Here is a 17369-nt window from a genome sequence, read left to right as displayed (position 1 = left end):
TCACCCCGCCAGTTCTTCGGCGGTGTCGATCTCGTAGCTCGGACGCTGCCGCGGGTCGCCGGGAAGCAGACCGACCGGCCCCGTGCGGACCACACCCGCGGGATTGCCGAAGTACGGAATCACGTACCTGCCGAAGTTTTCGATCGACTGCATCCGCTCGTCGTGGGTGCCTCCGTCGATACGCAGCACGATCTCGTCCGCCCCCATGTCGGCGGTGCGCTGAACCTGCTCGACGCAGTGCTGCGGATCGCCGACCAGGACGGTCGGGCCGCAGGTACGCAGCCAGTCCGCGTCGTCGGCGTGCTTGCGCAGCAATCCGATCCGGGAGAATTCGCCGTACTGTTCCGGTGACCGTTCGGCGAGCTGCACGTAGACGTCGTTGATGATCATCTGCGCGAACTTCAGCAGATCGGCCTCCGCGTGTGCGAGTGCCTCGTCGTTGGTCTTGGCGCATCGTGCTGACATGACGCTGCTGGCCGCCGACTTGATCGCGTAGCGGCCGATGGGCGAGACCTCGTCCTCGGACACCGCGTTGTAGGCGTCGAGGTTCGCTTGCAGAACCTCCCAGCCCAGGTAGGCGTCGGAGGTGATCATGCCCAGGCCCTTGCGCCGGGCGTCGGCGGCAGACTCCACACTCTGGACGATCTTGTACAGCGGCGGGTGCGGCTCCTGCAGAGACTTGGGGCTCAACCGGCGCTCGGGGATCGTGCCCCAGTGCGGGCCGTCGTGGCTGAATGTGTCATCGCTCAACGCCCGCACGATGAGGTCGAGTGCCTCCTCGGATCGGTCGCGGGTTTCCTCCAGGGAGACGCCGAACGCGTCCAACTGCAGCAACGTATTTCCACGGGCGGTGGTCAGCTCGACGCGGCCGTCCGACAGCAGGTCGGTGGTCGCGGTCTGCTCCGCGACGAGGATCGGATGAATCACGGAGGTCAGCCGGCTCATGTACCGCAGACGAATCCGGTTCGTGCGCATCGCGACAGCGGTGAACAGACATTCCGGCGCGGATGTGACGCACATGTCGTTGAAGAAGTGGTGCTCGGAGGTGCCCCAGCCGTAGAAGCCCATCTCCTCGGCGAAGACGGCTTCGTCCACCATGTCCCGATAGCGCCGGTGGTGCGTGGTGCCGGGCTCGGTTGCACATTCGCTCATCATGATGAATCTCATCGCGACTTCCTTCGGTTCGGGGGAGTGCCTCTGTCGGCACGTTCCAGCGTCCGCCATCGAGTCCCACCGCAAATCCGTCATCATGCGGAGGAGATACCGAACTTTGCTGCGCATACGGCGTCGTGACATCGAACCGCGAGGTACGTGTTGCTGCGCTGCCTGCCGCCGTGAACGAGTGATTTTCGCGGTCTCCGCGTGTCACGATGGAGGGGCAACTCGGGAGTGAGGATGCCGGACCGTCGGGTGATGAAGAGGGTCGTCCACACGGTCGCCCTGCTGGCGGCCGTCGTGACGGTCACCCTTGTGGTCAGGGCGGTCCCCGCAGCAGACACCCCCGCCACAGCGGCCGAGCCGGGTGCGGGGGCGACGCGGGCGCTGGTCGTCCTGTCCGCGATCGCCGTCGTCGTCGCGGCCGTGGCGCTCGCGTCGGCCGTGCGCGGCGGACGGCCACGGGTCGCCCCCGACCCGCCGACGGTCGGGCCGACCGGGAACACCGGGTCCTCGGTCTCGCGCCGGCACGTGGTCGGATGGGCGGTGTTCGCCTCCCTTCTCGTGGCCGCGGCGTTCCTCCTCGGATCCGTCCGCGGCGACGAATCCCCGGGCCGTCAGCGCTCGACGACGACCCAGACCGCCGACGAGGGGGCCGACCGCACCGACCGGGTGGTGCCCACCGAGACGGTCCCGCCGCCCGACACGGTCGCCGAGGCCCGCGAGGATCTCGCGGAATTGTGGACCGCGGCAGCCATTGTCGGACCGATCCTGGTGACGGTGCTGATCCTCGGCGCCGTGGCGCGGCGTCCCCTCAGGTCCCGGGTCGGCGCCTGGACCGCGGCGAGTTCCCCCGACGCTCCGGCAGGCGCGCACTCGCTGGCCCGGGCCGCGGAGGAAGGTCTCGCCGTGGTCGTGGCCACCGGTCTGCCGCCGCGCGAGGCCATCATCGCCAGTTACGCCGCGATGGAGGACGCGTTGCGGACGGCGCCGGGCGCCGAGCCGCGGGATTCGGACACACCGTCCGAAGTGCTGGCTCGCGCAGTGCAACTCGGAGCGCTGCGATTCGAGGCAGCGGCGCCGCTGGTGCGGCTGTTCTCCGAGGCGCGGTTCAGCCTGCATCCGATGGGCGAACAGCACCGCGACGAGGCCGCGAACCTGCTCCGGCGCGTGCTCGACGACCTGGGGAGCGACGCGTGCTCGCCGTCGCGGTAATCGGGGTCGGAGTGGTACTGGCCGTGGAGGTCCCGCTGGTGGCCGCGGGCCGGTACGGCGCAGCCGTGCTGATCGCGGGGGCGGTGACGGCGCTGGTGCTTTTCGAGATTCGGCGGCGGATGGCACCCGCAGACGTCGACGGCGACACGTCGGGTCCGGAAGCGGAACGGGCCGAGGCGACGGCCCGCTGGATGGCGCGGACGGAATCGTTGATCAGCTGGGCGGACGGCACCCGCGGCGACTGGGATCACCACCTGCGTCCGTTGCTGGCGCGCGAATTCCAGCAGTCCACCGGACAGCGGCAGGGACTCGACCCCGCCGACACCGCCGCCGCGGGTGAAGTGTTCTTCGGCGACCTGTGGCGGTGGGTCGATCCCGACGGCGTCCAGCGCGTCGACAGGACGGAGCCGGGTCCGGGCCGAGACGTCCTCGACCGGATCCTGCAACGACTGGAGCAGCTGTGACGATGCCCGCCGAGGTCACCACCGCGCGCGCCCACGCCGTGCTGGCGGAGGTCGAGCGGGCGGTGGTCGGCAAGCACGACGAACTCACGTCGATTCTGCTCGCCGTGCTCGCGGGCGGACACGTGCTCATCGAGGATCTGCCCGGGCTCGGAAAGACGTTGGTGGCCCGCTCTTTCGCCGCCGCGCTCGGGCTCGACTTCACACGCGTCCAGTTCACCCCCGACCTGCTGCCCGCCGACCTGCTCGGCGCCACCATCTACGACATGCCGTCGGGACGGTTCGAGTTTCGTCCGGGCCCGATCTTCACCAACCTGCTGCTGGCCGACGAGATCAACCGCACCCCGCCCAAGACCCAGGCCGCTCTGCTCGAGGCCATGGCCGAGGGTCAGGTCAGCGTGGACGGCACCACCCGGATCCTGCCGCGTCCCTTCGTCGTGCTCGCCACCGACAACCCCATCGAATACGAGGGCACCTACCCACTGCCCGAGGCGCAGCTGGACCGGTTCACGCTCCGCCTGAGGCTGGGGTACCTCACCGAGACCGACGAGCACGAGATGCTGCGCCGCCGGCTGGACAGGGGATCCGCCGCCGTCGTCGTCCAGCAGGTGGTCGATGCCGCCGACCTCTTGGCGATGCGGGAGTCGCTCGAACAGGTCAGTGTTCATCACGACGTCCTTGGGTACGTCGTCGCACTCGCGAACGCCACCCGGCATCACCCGCAGGTGGAGGTCGGGGCCAGTCCCCGCGCGGAACTCGACCTCGTCCAACTGGCGCGGGCACGCGCCCTCCTCTCCGGCCGGGACTTCGTCATTCCCGAGGACATCAAAGCGCTGGCCGTTCCCGCTGTCGCGCATCGCATCAGCCTGCGGCCGGAGATGTGGGTGCGCCGTATCCGCAGCGACGACGTCCTCGCGGAACTGTTGCGCCGCCTCCCCGCGCCGAGGGCACGATGACGCCGAGAGCACGATGACCGAGCACCCGCTGACGTGGCGGGCGTCGCCGGCGGCCCTCGCCCTGGCGACCTGCGCGGCCGTGGCACTGACCGTGGGCGTCGTGGGGCGGTGGTGGGAACTGATGGTGTTCGCCGCCCCGATGCTGGGCGCGCTCGGCGCGCTGACGTGGTTGCCGCGACCGGCCACCGGAGTGCGCGTCGACAGTTCGGGCGGCACGCTACGGTGCTTCGAATCCGAGTCCGTGCGGTTCTCGGTGGACGTGACGACGTGCGGCGGCGCGGCGGAGCTGACGGTGACACCGGTGCCGTCCGACAGCTACCGGGTCGAGCAGACCGGCGTCGGCGAGTACCTGGTGTCGGCGGACCGGTGGGGTCGATACGAACCCGCACTGATCGTCACGGCGCGCGCGGGCGGCGGCCTGCTGACCGCGACGGCGCGGGTTCCCGTCACGGAACTGCGGATCTTTCCGCTCGCACCGCCGATGCCGACGCCGCTCCCGCACGCCCCGCTTCCGGACCGCATCGGCGCGCACCGCACCCGCCGATTCGGATCGGGAGTCGAATTCGGCGACATCCGGCCGCACGCCCCGGGAGATCCGCTGCGCAGCGTCAACTGGCCCGTCAGTGCCCGCCGCGGCAGGCTCCACGTGACCGAACGGATCATGGACCGCGCCGCCGACGTCGTCGCCGTACTCGACACCACCCCGCAGGCGCCCGGACCGGCGTCGGAGAGTCTGCACCGCACCGTCCGCGGGGCGACGCAGGTGGTGCAGACGGCCCTGCAACGCGGCGATCGGGCCGGGGTCGTCGCCCACGGTCTGCGGCTGCGGTGGCTCGGCGCCGACATCGGGCGCAGGCAGTTCTACCGGATCCTCGACACCGTCCTCGACTCCGAGGAGGGCGCGTCCGAAGGCACGCTGGTCCCGCGGGTCGCGTTGCCGCCGCGGGCGGTGGTCATCGCGTTCTCCACCATGCTCGACACCGGGTTCGCGCTGTCGCTGCTGGAATTGCGGCGGCGCGGTCACGTCGTCGTGGCCGTCGACGTCCTCCGCGGTCCGCCGTTCGAGCACGAACTCGATCCGATGACCGGCCGGATGTGGCGGCTCGAGCGGCGGAACATGTACCGGAACATGGGGGTCCTCGGGGTCCCGGTGGTCGCGTGGGAGGACGATTCCGCACTGGATCTGGCACTGGCCCTCGCGGACCGGGCCCGCAGGCCGTCGGGAGCGCACCGATGAGGTGGGTTGCTGTGCTCGCGGTGCAGGGGGCGCTGGTGGCGCTCGTCCTGGGGGACGCGTCCGCGCCCGCAGCGGCCGCTGCCGGGGTGGCGGCGACGGCACTGCTGCTCGTCGCCTACGTCGGCCCCGCCCGGGGAATCCCGACGCTCCTGCTGGGAGCCGTCGCCGCCGGCGCCGTGGCCGTGCCGGCGGCGGCACTGCCGGATGCGCCCGCGTGGGCGGCCCTGCTCGGACCGGTCGCGGTGGTGATGCTGTTCGTCGTCGCGGTGTGGCCCTACGTCGGCGACCGTCAGAACCGGCGGATGCTGTAGATGTGGAACTGCGACAGCGGCGCCAGACCCACCGGCACGCCGCGCCCGTACGCGTTGAAGACCTGACCGAAGCCCGCGTAGATACCGATGTGCGACGCGTCGTCGTTGAGCACCACGATGTCGCCGGGAGCCAGCGCCCACAACGGAATGGGGGCACCGACCTCGGCCTGCTCCCAGGTGGTGCGCGGCAGGTTCACCCCGGCCTGCCGGAATGCCCATTGCACCAGACCCGAGCAGTCCCACGCGTCTGGACCCGTCCCACCCCACAGATAGGGCTTGCCCGTCTGGGTCGTCGCGGCCGCGAGCGCGGCCAGCCCCGTCGGAGTGGGAATGGGCGTCGGGAGGACGGACGAACCCATCGAACTGCCGCCGGTGCTGCCGCTGTCGGAACTGCCCGCCACCGGTGCGGCATTCGCGGGAAGAGCGACGAGAGCGGTCGCACAGAACGCGAGAGCACCGGCAACGGCGGCACGGCGCACGGGACGGAGAGGTCTGCGCTGGGACACGAGGTCCCCCCTTTGTTCGCTACTGCTCGTGAAGAGCCGTGGAACCGCCCCGACCATCGGTTGACACGTCTCGATGAGGTCACGGACAGCGTACAAAGTGTTGCGGCGTCGTGCCTGAGAATTGCGAATATCCGCCCGAACTGGGCGAATTCGGTCAAGTTTCGGTAACTGTCACCCCTCGGCCAGGGTCAGGACCACGTCGGTCAGGGCCGGGGCGTGATCGCGCTCGGGGACCGTCGCCGAGATGAGGAGTCTGCCCTGTTCCTTCCAGATCCGCGTGTGCAGGGTCTCGCCGGGGAACACGACGCCGGCGAACCGGACCCGGAATCCCGCGACCCGCGCTGCGTCCGAGTCGAGGACCGCGTCCACGGCCGCCTTGCACACCATCCCGTACGTGCACAGGCCGTGCAGGATGGGGGCGGGAAACCCTGCGGCGGAAGCGAACTTCGGGTCGGAATGCAGGGGGTTGCGGTCACCGCACATCCGGTACAGCAGTGCCTGCTGCGGAAGGACGGGGGTGTCGACCTCGGCGTCGGCGGGCCGGTCGGGCAACGCGACGGACTGGGACGGTCCACGCTCACCGCCGAAACCGCCTTCGCCGCGGGCGAAGATGGACGACCGCCCGGTCCACAGGGGAGTGCCGTCGAGGTCGGTGGTCGCCGATTCCTGCACGATGACGGCGGCCTTGCCCTTGTCCCACACTTCGGCGATGCGGGTGGTGGTGCGGGCCTTGCCCTCCGGCGGAATCGGCCGGTGCACGGTCACTTCCTGGGTGCCGTGGACGACCTTGGCGAGGTCGATCTCGACTCCCGGGAACGACACGCTCGGCGCCTCGGTGGCATGGAAGTTCGCCGCGACCGTGGCGAACGTCGGAAGCACCTGCGGTGTCCCGTCGGTCAGGTAGCGCAACTCCTTCTCGTCGAGCGGACGCGACCCGGCGCCGAGAGCGAGGTGGTAGTGCTGGACGTCGGAACTGGTCCAGGAGAACTCCTGGGTCGGCAGTTCGGCCCCGATGGCGATGTTCGGATCAATGGGCATTGGTGGCGTCTCCGGTCAGTGACGTCGGCGAGTCGGACTGGGCGGACTTGTCGAGGATATCGAGAACCGCGAGGTAGCCGAACGTCATCGCCGGACCGATGGTCGCGCCGGGGCCGGCGTAGGTGTGGCCCATCACCGGACCGCTGGCATTGCCCACCGCGTAGAGGTTCTCGATGGTGCTGCCGTCCGCCCGGAGCACGCGGGCGTTGCGGTCGGTGCGCAGCCCGCCCTTGGTGCCGAGGTCGCCCGGAACCATCTTGACGGCGAAGAACGGCGCCTTCTCGAGCGCGCCGAGGCTCGGGTTCGGTTTGTTGCGGGGATCCCCGTAGTAGTGGTCGTATCCGCTCTCGCCGCGGCCGAAGTCCTCGTCCTTGCCGCTGCGGGCGAAAGTGTTGAAACGCGAGACCGTTTCGGTGAGTGCGTCGACGGGCACGCCGATCTTCCCGGCCAGCTCGGCGACGGTGCCGGCCTTGACGATGACACCGGCCTTCAGCCAGCGGCCGGGGAACGGAGACCGCGGGGTGACGCCGGCGAACGCGTACCGGTCGCGGTACCGCTGGTCGAGGACGAGCCAGCACGGGACGTTCTCACCCGGTCCGTCGCCCTGGCCGTACGTCCCGCCGTACATCGCGTGCGTCGCCTCGACGTACGGTGCCGATTCGTTGACGAAGCGCTTGCCGGACTCGTTGATCATGATGCAGCCGGGCAGGCTCCGCTCGGACAGCGCGAACCACGGCCCGCCGGTGAGCGGGATGGACGGCCCCCACCACGCGTCCTCCATCAGATCGAGCGCGGCACCGAGCTTTTCGCCCGCCCAGATGCCGTCGCCGGTGTTGGCCTTCGCGCCGACGGTCCACTCGGTGCCGATCGGCGCCCGCTGGTACTTCTTGCGGGCCTCGTCGTTGTGCTCGAATCCGCCCGACGCGATCACCACGCCGCGGCGCGCCCGGAACACCTGCGGCTGTCCGTCCACCGTGGCGTTGACGCCCCTGACCACTCCGTCTTCCACGTACAGGTCGGTGAGCGGGGTGTCGAGCAGGATCGGGACGCCGGCGGCCTTCAGTCCGGCCTGCAGTCCGGCGACGAGGGCCTGACCGCGGACGAGCAGGCGCTTGCCGGTGAGTTTGGCGCCGAGGAACCGGAGCCCGACCCGGGCGGCCCGCAGCGGACCGCGCGGGTTGCGCATCAGCAGGTTCAGCCAGCGGTAATCCGCCTGGGTGATCACGAAATTCGACGGGGCCTTGACGTAATCGGGTTCGAGCTTCGCGAGGTCGGCGCCGAGTTTCCTGCCGTCGAACGGGGTTGGCTCGACGGACCGTCCGCCGAGCCGTCCGCCGGGAGCCTCGGGGTAGTAGTCGGAGTACTCGGGCACCCACTGCAGTTTCAGCGGGCTGTTCTTCAGCACGAACGACAGCATTTCGGGGCCACGGTCGATGTAGGCGTCGATCCGGTCCTTCGGGACGACGTCGCCGATGATGCTGTGGAGGTAGGTCCGCGCGGCGTCGGTGGTGTCCTCGACGCCCGCGGCGATCAGCGCCTCGTTGTTCGGGATCCACACGCCACCGCCGGAGCGCGCGGTGGAGCCACCGAAGTGCGCTGCCTTTTCGAGGATGACGACGCTGAGTCCCTTGTGGGCCGCGGTGAGGGCCGCGGTCATTCCACTGGCACCGCTACCGACGACCACGATGTCGTATTCGTGCTTGCTCATGTAGAACACGTTATAGAATGATGGGGTTGTCAGTCCATCGTTTCTGCCAGGAAGTATTACTGACGCCAACGAAGAAGAACGAAACACGTTGCAGTAGAAACCGGTGGTGTGCGCACGCACACGAACTTCAGGGAAGGCCTCACACCATGCTCTCGACGCAACTACGCACCGAGTTGGCGGATCGGCTCGACACCGCCGAACGCGGCCGCGCTCCCATCGGCCCCCTGACCGCGGACCATCCCGACATCGACGTCTTCGATGCCTACGAGATCCAGCTCATCAACATCCGCCGTCGGCTCCGGGACGGCGCGAAGGTCGTCGGGCACAAGGTGGGTCTGTCCTCCCTCGCCATGCAGCAGATGATGGGCGTCGACGAACCCGACTACGGCCACCTGCTCGCCGACATGGAAGTGTTCGAGGACCAGCCCGTCGACACCGCCCGGTTCTGCTTCCCGCGCGTCGAGGTGGAGGTCGCGTTCGTACTGGGCGCCGACCTCCCCGGTGCAGGCTGCACCGAACAGGACGTCCTCGACGCCACCGTGGCGTTCGCGCCGTCCATCGAACTGATCGACAGCCGGATCACCGACTGGAAGATCACCCTGCCGGACACGATCGCCGACAACGCGTCGTCCGCCGGCTTCGTGCTCGGCAAGAACCGGGTGCGGCCGGCGGACATCGACATCACGGCCATCGACGCCGTCCTGACGAGCAACGGCGAGACCAAGGCCGAGGGCCGCAGCGACGCGGTGCTCGGCAACCCGGTGACCGCCGTCGCCTGGCTCGCGCAGAAGGTCGAGAGCTTCGGCGTGCGGTTGAAGGCCGGCGACATCGTGCTGCCCGGCTCCTGCACCCGCGCCATCGACGCGCACCCGGGCGATCACTTCCGCGCCGAGTTCAGTGGGCTCGGCACCGTATCCCTGCAGTTCAAGTAGGAGTTTGTTCATGACCAAGGCAAGTGTGGCGATCGTCGGCTCGGGCAACATCAGCACCGACCTGCTCTACAAGCTGCAGCGATCCGAGTGGCTCGAACCCCGCTGGATGATCGGGATCGACCCCGAGAGCGAGGGCCTGGCACGGGCCCGCACGATGGGACTGGAGACGTCCGCCGAGGGCGTCGACTGGTTGCTGAACCAGCCGGAGAAACCCGACCTCGTCTTCGAGGCCACGTCGGCGTACGTGCACCGGGAGGCCGCGCCGAAGTACGCGGCCGCGGGAATCCGCGCCGTCGACCTCACTCCCGCCGCCGTCGGACCGGCCGTGGTCCCGCCCGCCAACCTGCGCGAACACCTCGGCGCACCCAACGTCAACATGATCACGTGCGGCGGGCAGGCCACGATCCCGATCGTGTACGCCGTCTCCCGCGTCGTCGACGTGCCCTACGCCGAGATCGTCGCGTCAGTGGCGTCCGTCTCCGCGGGCCCGGGCACCCGCGCCAACATCGACGAGTTCACCAAGACCACCAGCCGCGGCATCGAGACCATCGGCGGAGCGCGGCGCGGCAAGGCCATCATCATCCTCAACCCCGCCGACCCACCGATGATCATGCGCGACACGATCTTCTGCGCGATCCCCGAGGACGCCGACCACGCCGCCATCACGGAGTCCATCCACCGCGTCGTCGCGGACATCCAGCAGTACGTCCCCGGCTACCGGCTACTGAACGAACCCCAGTTCGACGACCCGAGCGTCGTGTCGGGCGGGCAGGCGACGGTCACGACGTTCGTCGAAGTGGAGGGTGCAGGCGACTTCCTGCCGCCGTACGCGGGCAACCTCGACATCATGACCGCGGCGGCAACCAAGGTGGGCGAGGAGATCGCCCAGAAGCTCCTGAGTGTGGAGGCATGAGCACTATGGTCCATTTCGAAGGGGCGAGCGGAGCGACGGGAAATATGCGCAGCAGCTGGGACATCCGCGTCACCGACACCTCCCTGCGGGACGGTTCGCACCACAAGCGGCACCAGTTCAGCGGAGAGGAGGTCCGGGCCATCGTCGGTGCCCTCGACGGCGCCGGGGTCCCCGTCATCGAGGTGACCCACGGCGACGGACTCGGTGGGTCCTCGTTCAACTACGGATTCTCGAAGGTGCCGGAGCAGGAACTCATCTCGATCGCCGTCGACACGGCGAAGAACGCGAAGATCGCGTTCCTGATGCTGCCCGGGCTCGGCATCAAGGACGACATCATCGTCGCCCAGGACAATGGTGCGTCGATCTGCCGCATCGCCACGCACTGCACCGAGGCCGACGTGTCCGTCCAGCATTTCGGGCTGGCCCGCGACCGCGGACTCGAGACCGTCGGCTTCCTGATGATGGCGCATTCCATCCCACCGGAGAAGCTCGCCGAGCAGGCCCGCATCATGGCCGACGCCGGCTGTCAGTGCGTGTACGTCGTCGACTCCGCGGGCGCCCTCGTGCTCGAGCAGGTGTCGGACCGCGTCGAGGCGCTGGTGCAGGAACTCGGCTCGGACGCGCAGGTCGGCTTCCACGGTCACGAGAACCTCGGCCTCGGCGTGGCCAACTCGATCGCCGCGATCAGGGCGGGTGCCAAGCAGATCGACGGCAGCACACGACGATTCGGTGCCGGTGCCGGAAACGCGCCGGTCGAGGCAATCGTCGGCGTGTGCGACAAGATCGGTGTCAAGACGGGCATCGACTTCTTCGCCATCGCCGACGCCGCCGAGGACGTGGTGCGTCCCGCGATGCCCGCCGAATGCCTCCTCGACCGGCAGGCCCTGATGATGGGGTACGCGGGCGTCTATTCGAGCTTCCTCAAGCACGCCGAACGCCAGGCCGAGCGGTACGGCGTCTCGTCCGCCGAACTCCTCGTCCGCGCCGGCAAACGCAAACTCGTCGGCGGCCAGGAAGACCAGCTCATCGACATCGCGCTCGAACTGCAGCGGCTGCGCCGCCCGTGAGTACTTCTTAACGTCGGGCGGTTAACAAGTACTCACGGGTCAGCGGGCGGTCTCCCACAGCCCGACGACGTTGCCCTCGGAATCGGTGAAGTACGCGGCGAAACCCATGTTCCCGACGGGGGTCCTGCCGGTGACGGTCTTCCCGCCGAGGGATTCGATCCGTTCGAGGGCGGATTCGATGCTCTCGACGTCGACGGTGACCACGGGGGAGGTCACCTCCCCGCGCTGCATCATGCCGCCGTTGATGTAGCCGGGCTCGTCGGGCATGCCGCTCTCGCCGACGGGGCCGGTGGTGACCATGCTGTATTCCATGTCGGGGATCTCGGCGATGGCCCACCCGAATGCGTCGCGATAGAACGCTCGTGCGCGGTCACCGTCGTCGAAGGGGATCTCGAAGTGCACGATTCGGCCTGTCATGGCACGCCTCCGGTGGTTCGGCTGACGCCGCCGCGTCCGACGGCACATTCCAGCCTAAGCGCCCGATGTGACATTCGTGCAGCTCCTGACTGCACGAATGTCACATCGGGCGATCTACCCGGGCGCGCAGGCGCCGGCGACTATTCGACTCGATCTCGCACGTCGATGAACCCCTCCATCACCGCGTGATCGATGCTGTCCCACAGCCGCGGGCACCCTTCCCGGAGCGCGGTGGACTTTCCCTCGCCGACGGCGTCCCGGAAGGTCGGGCACGTCTTCGCGGGGTCGTCCGTCCACTGGACGCTTGTGTGCTTGAGGCTGTTCTTGCGCACCAGCACACAGGTTCCGCACGTACGGCACTCGACTTCGTTCATGCCGTCGTCGAGGTAGGTGGCCTTGTCTGCCACCGTCTGCGCATGAATGGCCTCGAGCCGAGCAGGCTGCCCGGCGAAGTCGGGAGCTTTGGCCCATTCGGTCGAGGCACTCATGATCAGACCTGCGCTTCCCTGCTGTCGGACCGCGCCGCGGTCGTATTCACGGACCCCTCGGCAGTCGCATTCTCGGACCCCTCGGCAGCCTCACGTTCGGCCTTCTGCCGGGCCAGGTTCTCGTCGACCTCGTGCTGCCAGGCCTCGTTGGCCTTGGTGGTGTCGACCTCGAACTCGAAGCGCTGCGTCATCTTGTCGGTGACGTCGGCGACGTCGACGTAGAACTGGTCGTACCAGCGTCGCAGCTGGTAGACCGGACCGTCCTCGTCGCAGAGCAGGGGATTGTCGATCTTGGTCTTGTTCTTCCAGATCTCGACGTCCTGCAGGAAGCCCTCGGCGATGCCCTCGGTGAACTTCGCGGCCAGCTTGTCGGCCGCCACGTCGTCGATGCCGGTGGGTTTCTTGACGGTGACGCCGTACTGGAGCACGAACGAATTGTTCGTCACCGGATAGTGGCAGTTGATGAGAACGCTCTCGACCTCGTACCCGCCGTAGCTGTTCCACAGCGGATTGATCATGTAGGACGGGCCGTAGTACGCGGCCTCGGAGCGCAGCAGCGATTCCATGCCGTACTGCGTCGCCATTCCGACGTCGGGGCGGCCCTTCGTGTTGAGGTACTGCGTCGCGATGTGGCCTTCGAAGACGTTCTTGAAGTACGTCGGAAACGCGTAGTGGATGTAGAAGAAGTGGGCCATGTCGACCACGTTGTCGATGATCTCGCGGCAGTTGGAGCCCTCGATCAGCATCGAGTTCCAGGTCCAGTCGGTCCAGTCGTCGCTGTATGCGCCCTCGATGCGGGGGATGGTGACGTTCTCCGGCGGGGGATTGCCCTCCGGGTCGTTCCAGACGAACAGCTGACCGTTCTGCTCGAGCGTGATCCATGCCCGGGTGCGGGCGATCGGGGGAACCCGGCGCGCGTAGGGAATGCTGGTGCACTTGCCGTTGCCGCCCCAGCGCCAGTCGTGGAACGGGCAGGCCACGGAATCGCCCTTCACGGTGCCCTGCGACAGGTCCCCGCCCATGTGCCGGCAGTACGCGTCCAGAACCTTCAGTTCGCCCTTGCTGTCGGCGAAGACGACGAGTTTGGTGCCGAATGCCTCGATCGAATGCGGTTTGCCGTCCTTGAACGTCTTGGTCAAACCGAGGCAGTGCCAACCACGCGCGAAGCGCGTCTGGACCGTGCCCACATCGATCTCGCGAATCTGCGCCATTGTGCCCTCACATCCCTTCATGCTGTTAGTAGAACACGTTATAGAACTTCGACACGATCCGCCAGATTTTCTGGGGCTTTCTTCCAGACCCGGGCCGTCAAACAGCACCTTTGCCGGTATCTCGACATAAATGGGAACGTGTTCTAATCTCAGAAGGCAAGTGAACCATCGAACGAGACAGGAGCGTCCTGTGGGTGACCATGACAGTCACGAGGTGATGCAGCGGCTCGACGCACTACTGCCGACGCTGCGAGAGCGGGCGCAGGAGACCGAGGATCTCCGTCGTATCCCCGACGATTCCATGAAGGCGCTCCAGGAGGCCGGATTCTTCCGGCTGCTCCAGCCCGAACAGTGGGGTGGTTACCAGGCGGATCCGGTGCTGTTCTACTCCGCGGTGCGGAAGATCGCGAGCGCGTGCGGTTCCACCGGGTGGGTCTCGTCGATCATCGGTGTCCACAACTGGCACCTCGCGCTGTTCTCTCAGCAGGCGCAGGAGGACGTGTGGGGCAACGACACCGACGTTCGCATCTCGTCGTCGTACGCGCCGATGGGTGCAGGGCAGGTCGTCGACGGCGGATACACGGTCAACGGCGCGTGGGCCTGGTCGTCCGGCTGTGATCACGCCACCTGGGCGGTGCTCGGCGGTCCCGTCATCAAGGACGGCCGCCCCGTCGACTTCGTCAGCTTCCTGATCCCCCGCGAGGACTACCGGATCGACGACGTGTGGAACGTGGTGGGGCTCCGCGGAACCGGCAGCAACACCGTGGTGGTCGAGGACGTGTTCGTCCCGCGGCACCGCGTCCTCAGCTTCAAAGCGATGAGCACTCTCACCGCGCCCGGGCTCGAGCGCAACACCGCGCCCGTCTACAAGATGCCCTGGGGAACAATCCATCCCACCACTATCTCCGCGCCGATCGTCGGGATGGCCTACGGCGCCTACGACGCCCACGTCGAGCACCAGGGCAAGCGGGTTCGCGCGGCGTTCGCCGGCGAGAAGGCGAAGGACGACCCGTTCGCGAAGGTCCGCATCGCCGAGGCCTCGAGTGACATCGACGCCGCGTGGCGCCAGTTGTCCGGCAACGTCGCCGACGAGTACGCGCTGCTCGTCGCCGGTGAGGAAGTGCCGTTCGAGTTGCGACTGCGGGCGCGCCGCGACCAGGTGCGCGCCACCGGCCGCGCCATTTCGTCCATCGACAAACTGTTCGAGAGCTCGGGGGCCACCGCGCTGGCCAACGGCACCCCGCTGCAACGGTTCTGGCGGGATGCGCACGCCGGACGCGTCCATGCGGCCAACGATCCCGAGCGCGCCTACGTCATGTACGGCACAGGCGAATTCGGGCTGCCCATCACCGACACGATGGTCTAGGAGAACACGTGACGACGACCGAAGAAGCCCTCACGTTCGAGTCCACCTCGAAGTTCGCCCAGGTGCGGCCCGACCTGACGTTGCACTACCACGAGGCCGGCGTCGGCAACGACACCACGATCGTGCTGCTGCACGGTGGCGGTCCGGGTGCGTCGTCGTGGTCGAACTTCGCCAGGAACATCCCGGTTCTCGCCGAGAAGTTCCACGTGCTGGCCGTCGACCAGCCGGGGTACGGGTTGTCGGACAAGCCGACCGAGCACCCGCAGTACTTCGTGCACAGTGCGTCCGCACTGAAGGACCTGCTCGACACCCTCGGCATCGGCGGACGCGTCCACCTGCTCGGCAATTCTCTCGGTGGCGGTGCCGCAGTGCGTTTCGCGCTCGACTATCCGGACCGCGCAGGCCGGCTGGTGCTGATGGGACCGGGCGGGTTGAGCGTCAACCTGTTCGCCCCGGACCCGACCGAGGGCGTGAAGAACCTCGGCAGGTTCGGCTACCAGCCCACCCGCGAGAACCTCGAGGCGTTCCTGCGCATCATGGTGTTCGATCAGAAGCTGATCACCGACGAACTGATCGACGAACGGTTCGCCGCCGCGAGCACCCCCGAGTCGCTCGCCGCGGCGAAGGCGATGGGAAAATCGTTCTCCTCGGCCAATTTCGAACTGGGCATGCTCTGGCGCGACGCCTACAAGCTGCGCCAGCGGGTGCTGCTGATCTGGGGCCGTGAAGACCGGGTCAACCCGCTCGACGGGGCGCTGGTGGCGCTGAAGATGATCCCGCGGGCGCAGCTGCACGTGTTCGGCGGGTGCGGACACTGGGCGCAGCTGGAGAAATTCGACGAGTTCAACCGTCTGGCAACCGATTTCCTCCTGGACGGGGGTAAGTGATGAGTATTCGTTCTCTGGCGTACATGCGCATCGAGGCCACCGACATGGCCGCGTGGCGCGAATACGGCCTCAAGGTGCTCGGCATGGTCGAGGGCAAGGGTTCCGACCCGGACGCTCTGTATCTGCGGATGGACGATTTCCCGGCTCGTCTCGTGATCTTCCCGGGGGAGCACGACCGGCTGTCGGTGTCGGGCTGGGAAACGGCGAATGCGGCGGAGCTGCAGGAGGTTCGCGACAACCTGTCGGCGGCCGGCGTCGCGTTCAAGGAGGGCACGGCGGAACAACTGCAGGACCGCAGGGTCGACGAGCTGATCACGTTCGAGGACCCGTCCGGCAACACGCTCGAGGCGTTCCACGGCGCGGCCCTCGAACATCGGCGGGTGGTCAGCCCGTACGGCCACAAGTTCGTCACCGGTGAGCAGGGGCTCGGGCACGTCGTCCTCTCGACGACGGACGACGACGCGTCGCTGCACTTCTACCGCGACGTCCTCGGCTTCCGCCTGCGCGACTCGATGCGGTTGCCCCCGCAGATGGTCGGGCGACCGGCCGACGGCAAACCGGCGTGGTTGCGGTTCTTCGGCTGCAATCCGCGGCACCACAGCCTCGCGTTCCTGCCGATGCCCACACCCAGCGGCATCGTGCACCTCATGATCGAGGTCGAGAACTCCGACGACGTCGGGCTGTGCCTCGACCGCGCACTCCGCAAGAAGGTCAAGATGTCGGCCACGCTCGGCCGTCATGTCAACGACCTGATGCTGTCCTTCTACATGAAGACGCCCGGCGGGTTCGACGTCGAATTCGGTTGCGAGGGGCGTCAGGTCGAGGACGAGAGCTGGATTGCGAGGGAGAGCACGGCCGTCAGCCTGTGGGGTCACGACTTCAGCGTCGGGATGCAGCCGTGAGCGAGGTGACCGGGGACGGGGCCGTCGCGGCCGAGGCGATCGATCCGCGACGGTTCCGGACGGTGCTCGGCCAGTTCTGCACCGGTGTCACCATCATCACGACCGTCGACGACGGCGAACCGGTGGGGTTCGCCTGCCAGTCGTTCGCCGCGCTGTCGCTGGAACCGCCGCTGGTGCTGTTCTGCCCGACCAAGTCGTCGCGGTCGTGGGCGGCGATCGAGCGCAGCGGCGTGTTCTGCGTCAACGTGCTCGCGGAAGAACAACAGTCGACGTGCGCCCGATTCGGGTCCCGCGAGCCGGACAAGTTCGCCGGAATCGACTGGACGGCGTCGCCGCTGGGATCGCCGATCCTCACCGGTTCACTCGCCCACATCGACTGCTCGCTCGAAAGCGTGCACGACGGCGGCGACCACTGGGTGGCGTTCGGCCGGGTCTCCTCCCTGAGCGAGATCAAGGAGGAGCGGCCGTTGCTGTTCTACCGCGGGCAGTACACCGGCATCGAACCGGACAAGACCGTGCCCGCGCCGTGGCGCGACGACCTCGAGGCGTTCCTCACCACGTCGTCGGAAGACACCTGGTTGTAGATCTGCGGTCGACTG

19 protein-coding genes are annotated in these 17369 nt (G+C 68.0%); 12 read left to right on the top strand and 7 right to left on the bottom strand.

Annotation, left to right across the window (positions count from 1 at the left end; genetic code table 11):
- Complete coding sequence (locus tag P3H15_RS14680; RefSeq protein WP_276137904.1) at positions 1-1167, bottom strand: LLM class flavin-dependent oxidoreductase; 1167 nt, start codon at positions 1165-1167, stop codon at positions 1-3.
- A gap of 228 nt (positions 1168-1395) precedes the next feature.
- Here P3H15_RS14680 and P3H15_RS14675 point away from each other — a divergent pair, with 228 nt between their 5' ends.
- The 5 genes from P3H15_RS14675 to P3H15_RS14655 are packed head-to-tail and all read left to right on the top strand — an operon-like array spanning position 1396 to position 5335.
- Positions 1396-2370 (top strand): DUF4129 domain-containing protein, encoded by a 975-nt coding sequence (locus tag P3H15_RS14675; RefSeq protein ID WP_346348777.1) that lies wholly within the window; start codon positions 1396-1398, stop codon positions 2368-2370.
- A complete protein-coding gene (locus P3H15_RS14670; protein WP_276137902.1) occupies positions 2352-2834 on the top strand; it encodes a hypothetical protein in 483 nt (160 codons plus the stop codon). The genes P3H15_RS14675 and P3H15_RS14670 overlap by 19 nt, the downstream gene beginning before the upstream one ends.
- Positions 2831-3787: a MoxR family ATPase gene (locus tag P3H15_RS14665; protein ID WP_276137901.1), complete on the top strand. Its 957-nt coding sequence runs from the start codon at positions 2831-2833 to the stop codon at positions 3785-3787. Before P3H15_RS14670 ends, P3H15_RS14665 begins: the two co-directional genes overlap by 4 nt.
- Positions 3788-3800: 13 nt before the next feature.
- Positions 3801-5024 (top strand): DUF58 domain-containing protein, encoded by a 1224-nt coding sequence (locus P3H15_RS14660; RefSeq protein ID WP_276137900.1) that lies wholly within the window; start codon positions 3801-3803, stop codon positions 5022-5024.
- On the top strand, positions 5021-5335 hold the full coding sequence (locus tag P3H15_RS14655) for a hypothetical protein (RefSeq protein WP_276137899.1): 315 nt from the start codon (positions 5021-5023) through the stop codon (positions 5333-5335). The genes P3H15_RS14660 and P3H15_RS14655 overlap by 4 nt, the downstream gene beginning before the upstream one ends.
- On the opposite strand, the gene P3H15_RS14650 is transcribed toward P3H15_RS14655, so the two are convergent.
- The 3 genes from P3H15_RS14650 to kstD form a co-directional block, all read right to left on the bottom strand.
- Positions 5314-5814: a C40 family peptidase gene (locus tag P3H15_RS14650; protein ID WP_276137956.1), complete on the bottom strand. Its 501-nt coding sequence runs from the start codon at positions 5812-5814 to the stop codon at positions 5314-5316. The genes P3H15_RS14655 and P3H15_RS14650 overlap by 22 nt on opposite strands.
- 198 nt (positions 5815-6012) lie before the next feature.
- On the bottom strand, positions 6013-6879 hold the full coding sequence (locus P3H15_RS14645) for a MaoC/PaaZ C-terminal domain-containing protein (RefSeq protein WP_276137898.1): 867 nt from the start codon (positions 6877-6879) through the stop codon (positions 6013-6015).
- Positions 6869-8587 carry a 3-oxosteroid 1-dehydrogenase gene (gene kstD / locus P3H15_RS14640; RefSeq protein ID WP_276137897.1) on the bottom strand — a complete coding sequence of 573 codons (1719 nt, stop codon included), beginning with the start codon at positions 8585-8587 and terminating at the stop codon, positions 6869-6871. Before kstD ends, P3H15_RS14645 begins: the two co-directional genes overlap by 11 nt.
- 146 nt (positions 8588-8733) lie before the next feature.
- Here kstD and P3H15_RS14635 point away from each other — a divergent pair, with 146 nt between their 5' ends.
- Genes P3H15_RS14635 through dmpG form a run of 3 tightly spaced genes read left to right on the top strand, consistent with a single transcriptional unit; the run spans position 8734 to position 11499 of the window.
- Complete coding sequence (locus P3H15_RS14635; RefSeq protein ID WP_276137896.1) at positions 8734-9519, top strand: 2-keto-4-pentenoate hydratase; 786 nt, start codon at positions 8734-8736, stop codon at positions 9517-9519.
- Between the two features lie 10 nt (positions 9520-9529).
- Complete coding sequence (locus P3H15_RS14630; protein ID WP_276137895.1) at positions 9530-10432, top strand: acetaldehyde dehydrogenase (acetylating); 903 nt, start codon at positions 9530-9532, stop codon at positions 10430-10432.
- 44 nt (positions 10433-10476) lie between these two features.
- Positions 10477-11499 (top strand): 4-hydroxy-2-oxovalerate aldolase, encoded by a 1023-nt coding sequence (gene dmpG / locus P3H15_RS14625; RefSeq protein WP_276137955.1) that lies wholly within the window; start codon positions 10477-10479, stop codon positions 11497-11499.
- 39 nt (positions 11500-11538) lie between these two features.
- On the opposite strand, the gene P3H15_RS14620 is transcribed toward dmpG, so the two are convergent.
- The 3 genes from P3H15_RS14620 to P3H15_RS14610 all read right to left on the bottom strand — a co-directional run bounded on the left by P3H15_RS14620 (position 11539) and on the right by P3H15_RS14610 (position 13615).
- Positions 11539-11916, bottom strand: coding sequence for a VOC family protein (locus P3H15_RS14620; RefSeq protein WP_124396304.1), 378 nt, complete (start codon positions 11914-11916; stop codon positions 11539-11541).
- Positions 11917-12056: 140 nt separating this feature from the next.
- A complete protein-coding gene (locus tag P3H15_RS14615; RefSeq protein WP_160102913.1) occupies positions 12057-12404 on the bottom strand; it encodes a hypothetical protein in 348 nt (115 codons plus the stop codon).
- 2 nt (positions 12405-12406) lie between these two features.
- Positions 12407-13615: a Rieske 2Fe-2S domain-containing protein gene (locus P3H15_RS14610; RefSeq protein WP_276137894.1), complete on the bottom strand. Its 1209-nt coding sequence runs from the start codon at positions 13613-13615 to the stop codon at positions 12407-12409.
- A 190-nt stretch (positions 13616-13805) separates the two neighbouring features.
- On the opposite strand from P3H15_RS14610, the gene hsaA reads away from it, so the two are divergent.
- Genes hsaA through hsaB form a run of 4 tightly spaced genes read left to right on the top strand, consistent with a single transcriptional unit; the run spans position 13806 to position 17354 of the window.
- Positions 13806-14981, top strand: coding sequence for a 3-hydroxy-9,10-secoandrosta-1,3,5(10)-triene-9,17-dione monooxygenase oxygenase subunit (gene hsaA / locus P3H15_RS14605; RefSeq protein WP_276137893.1), 1176 nt, complete (start codon positions 13806-13808; stop codon positions 14979-14981).
- Between the two features lie 8 nt (positions 14982-14989).
- Positions 14990-15868 carry a 4,5:9,10-diseco-3-hydroxy-5,9,17-trioxoandrosta-1(10),2-diene-4-oate hydrolase gene (gene hsaD / locus P3H15_RS14600; RefSeq protein WP_276137892.1) on the top strand — a complete coding sequence of 293 codons (879 nt, stop codon included), beginning with the start codon at positions 14990-14992 and terminating at the stop codon, positions 15866-15868.
- Positions 15868-16770, top strand: coding sequence for an iron-dependent extradiol dioxygenase HsaC (gene hsaC, locus P3H15_RS14595; protein ID WP_276137891.1), 903 nt, complete (start codon positions 15868-15870; stop codon positions 16768-16770). Before hsaD ends, hsaC begins: the two co-directional genes overlap by 1 nt.
- A complete protein-coding gene (gene hsaB, locus P3H15_RS14590; RefSeq protein ID WP_276137890.1) occupies positions 16767-17354 on the top strand; it encodes a 3-hydroxy-9,10-secoandrosta-1,3,5(10)-triene-9,17-dione monooxygenase reductase subunit in 588 nt (195 codons plus the stop codon). Before hsaC ends, hsaB begins: the two co-directional genes overlap by 4 nt.
- The last annotated feature ends 15 nt before the right edge of the window (positions 17355-17369 follow it).

The organism is Rhodococcus sp. T2V, from assembly GCF_029269925.1.
GTDB lineage: Bacteria > Actinomycetota > Actinomycetes > Mycobacteriales > Mycobacteriaceae > Rhodococcus_F > Rhodococcus_F koreensis.
Note: the sequence above shows the minus strand (reverse complement) of the source record. Positions and strands in the feature narration are given on the sequence as shown.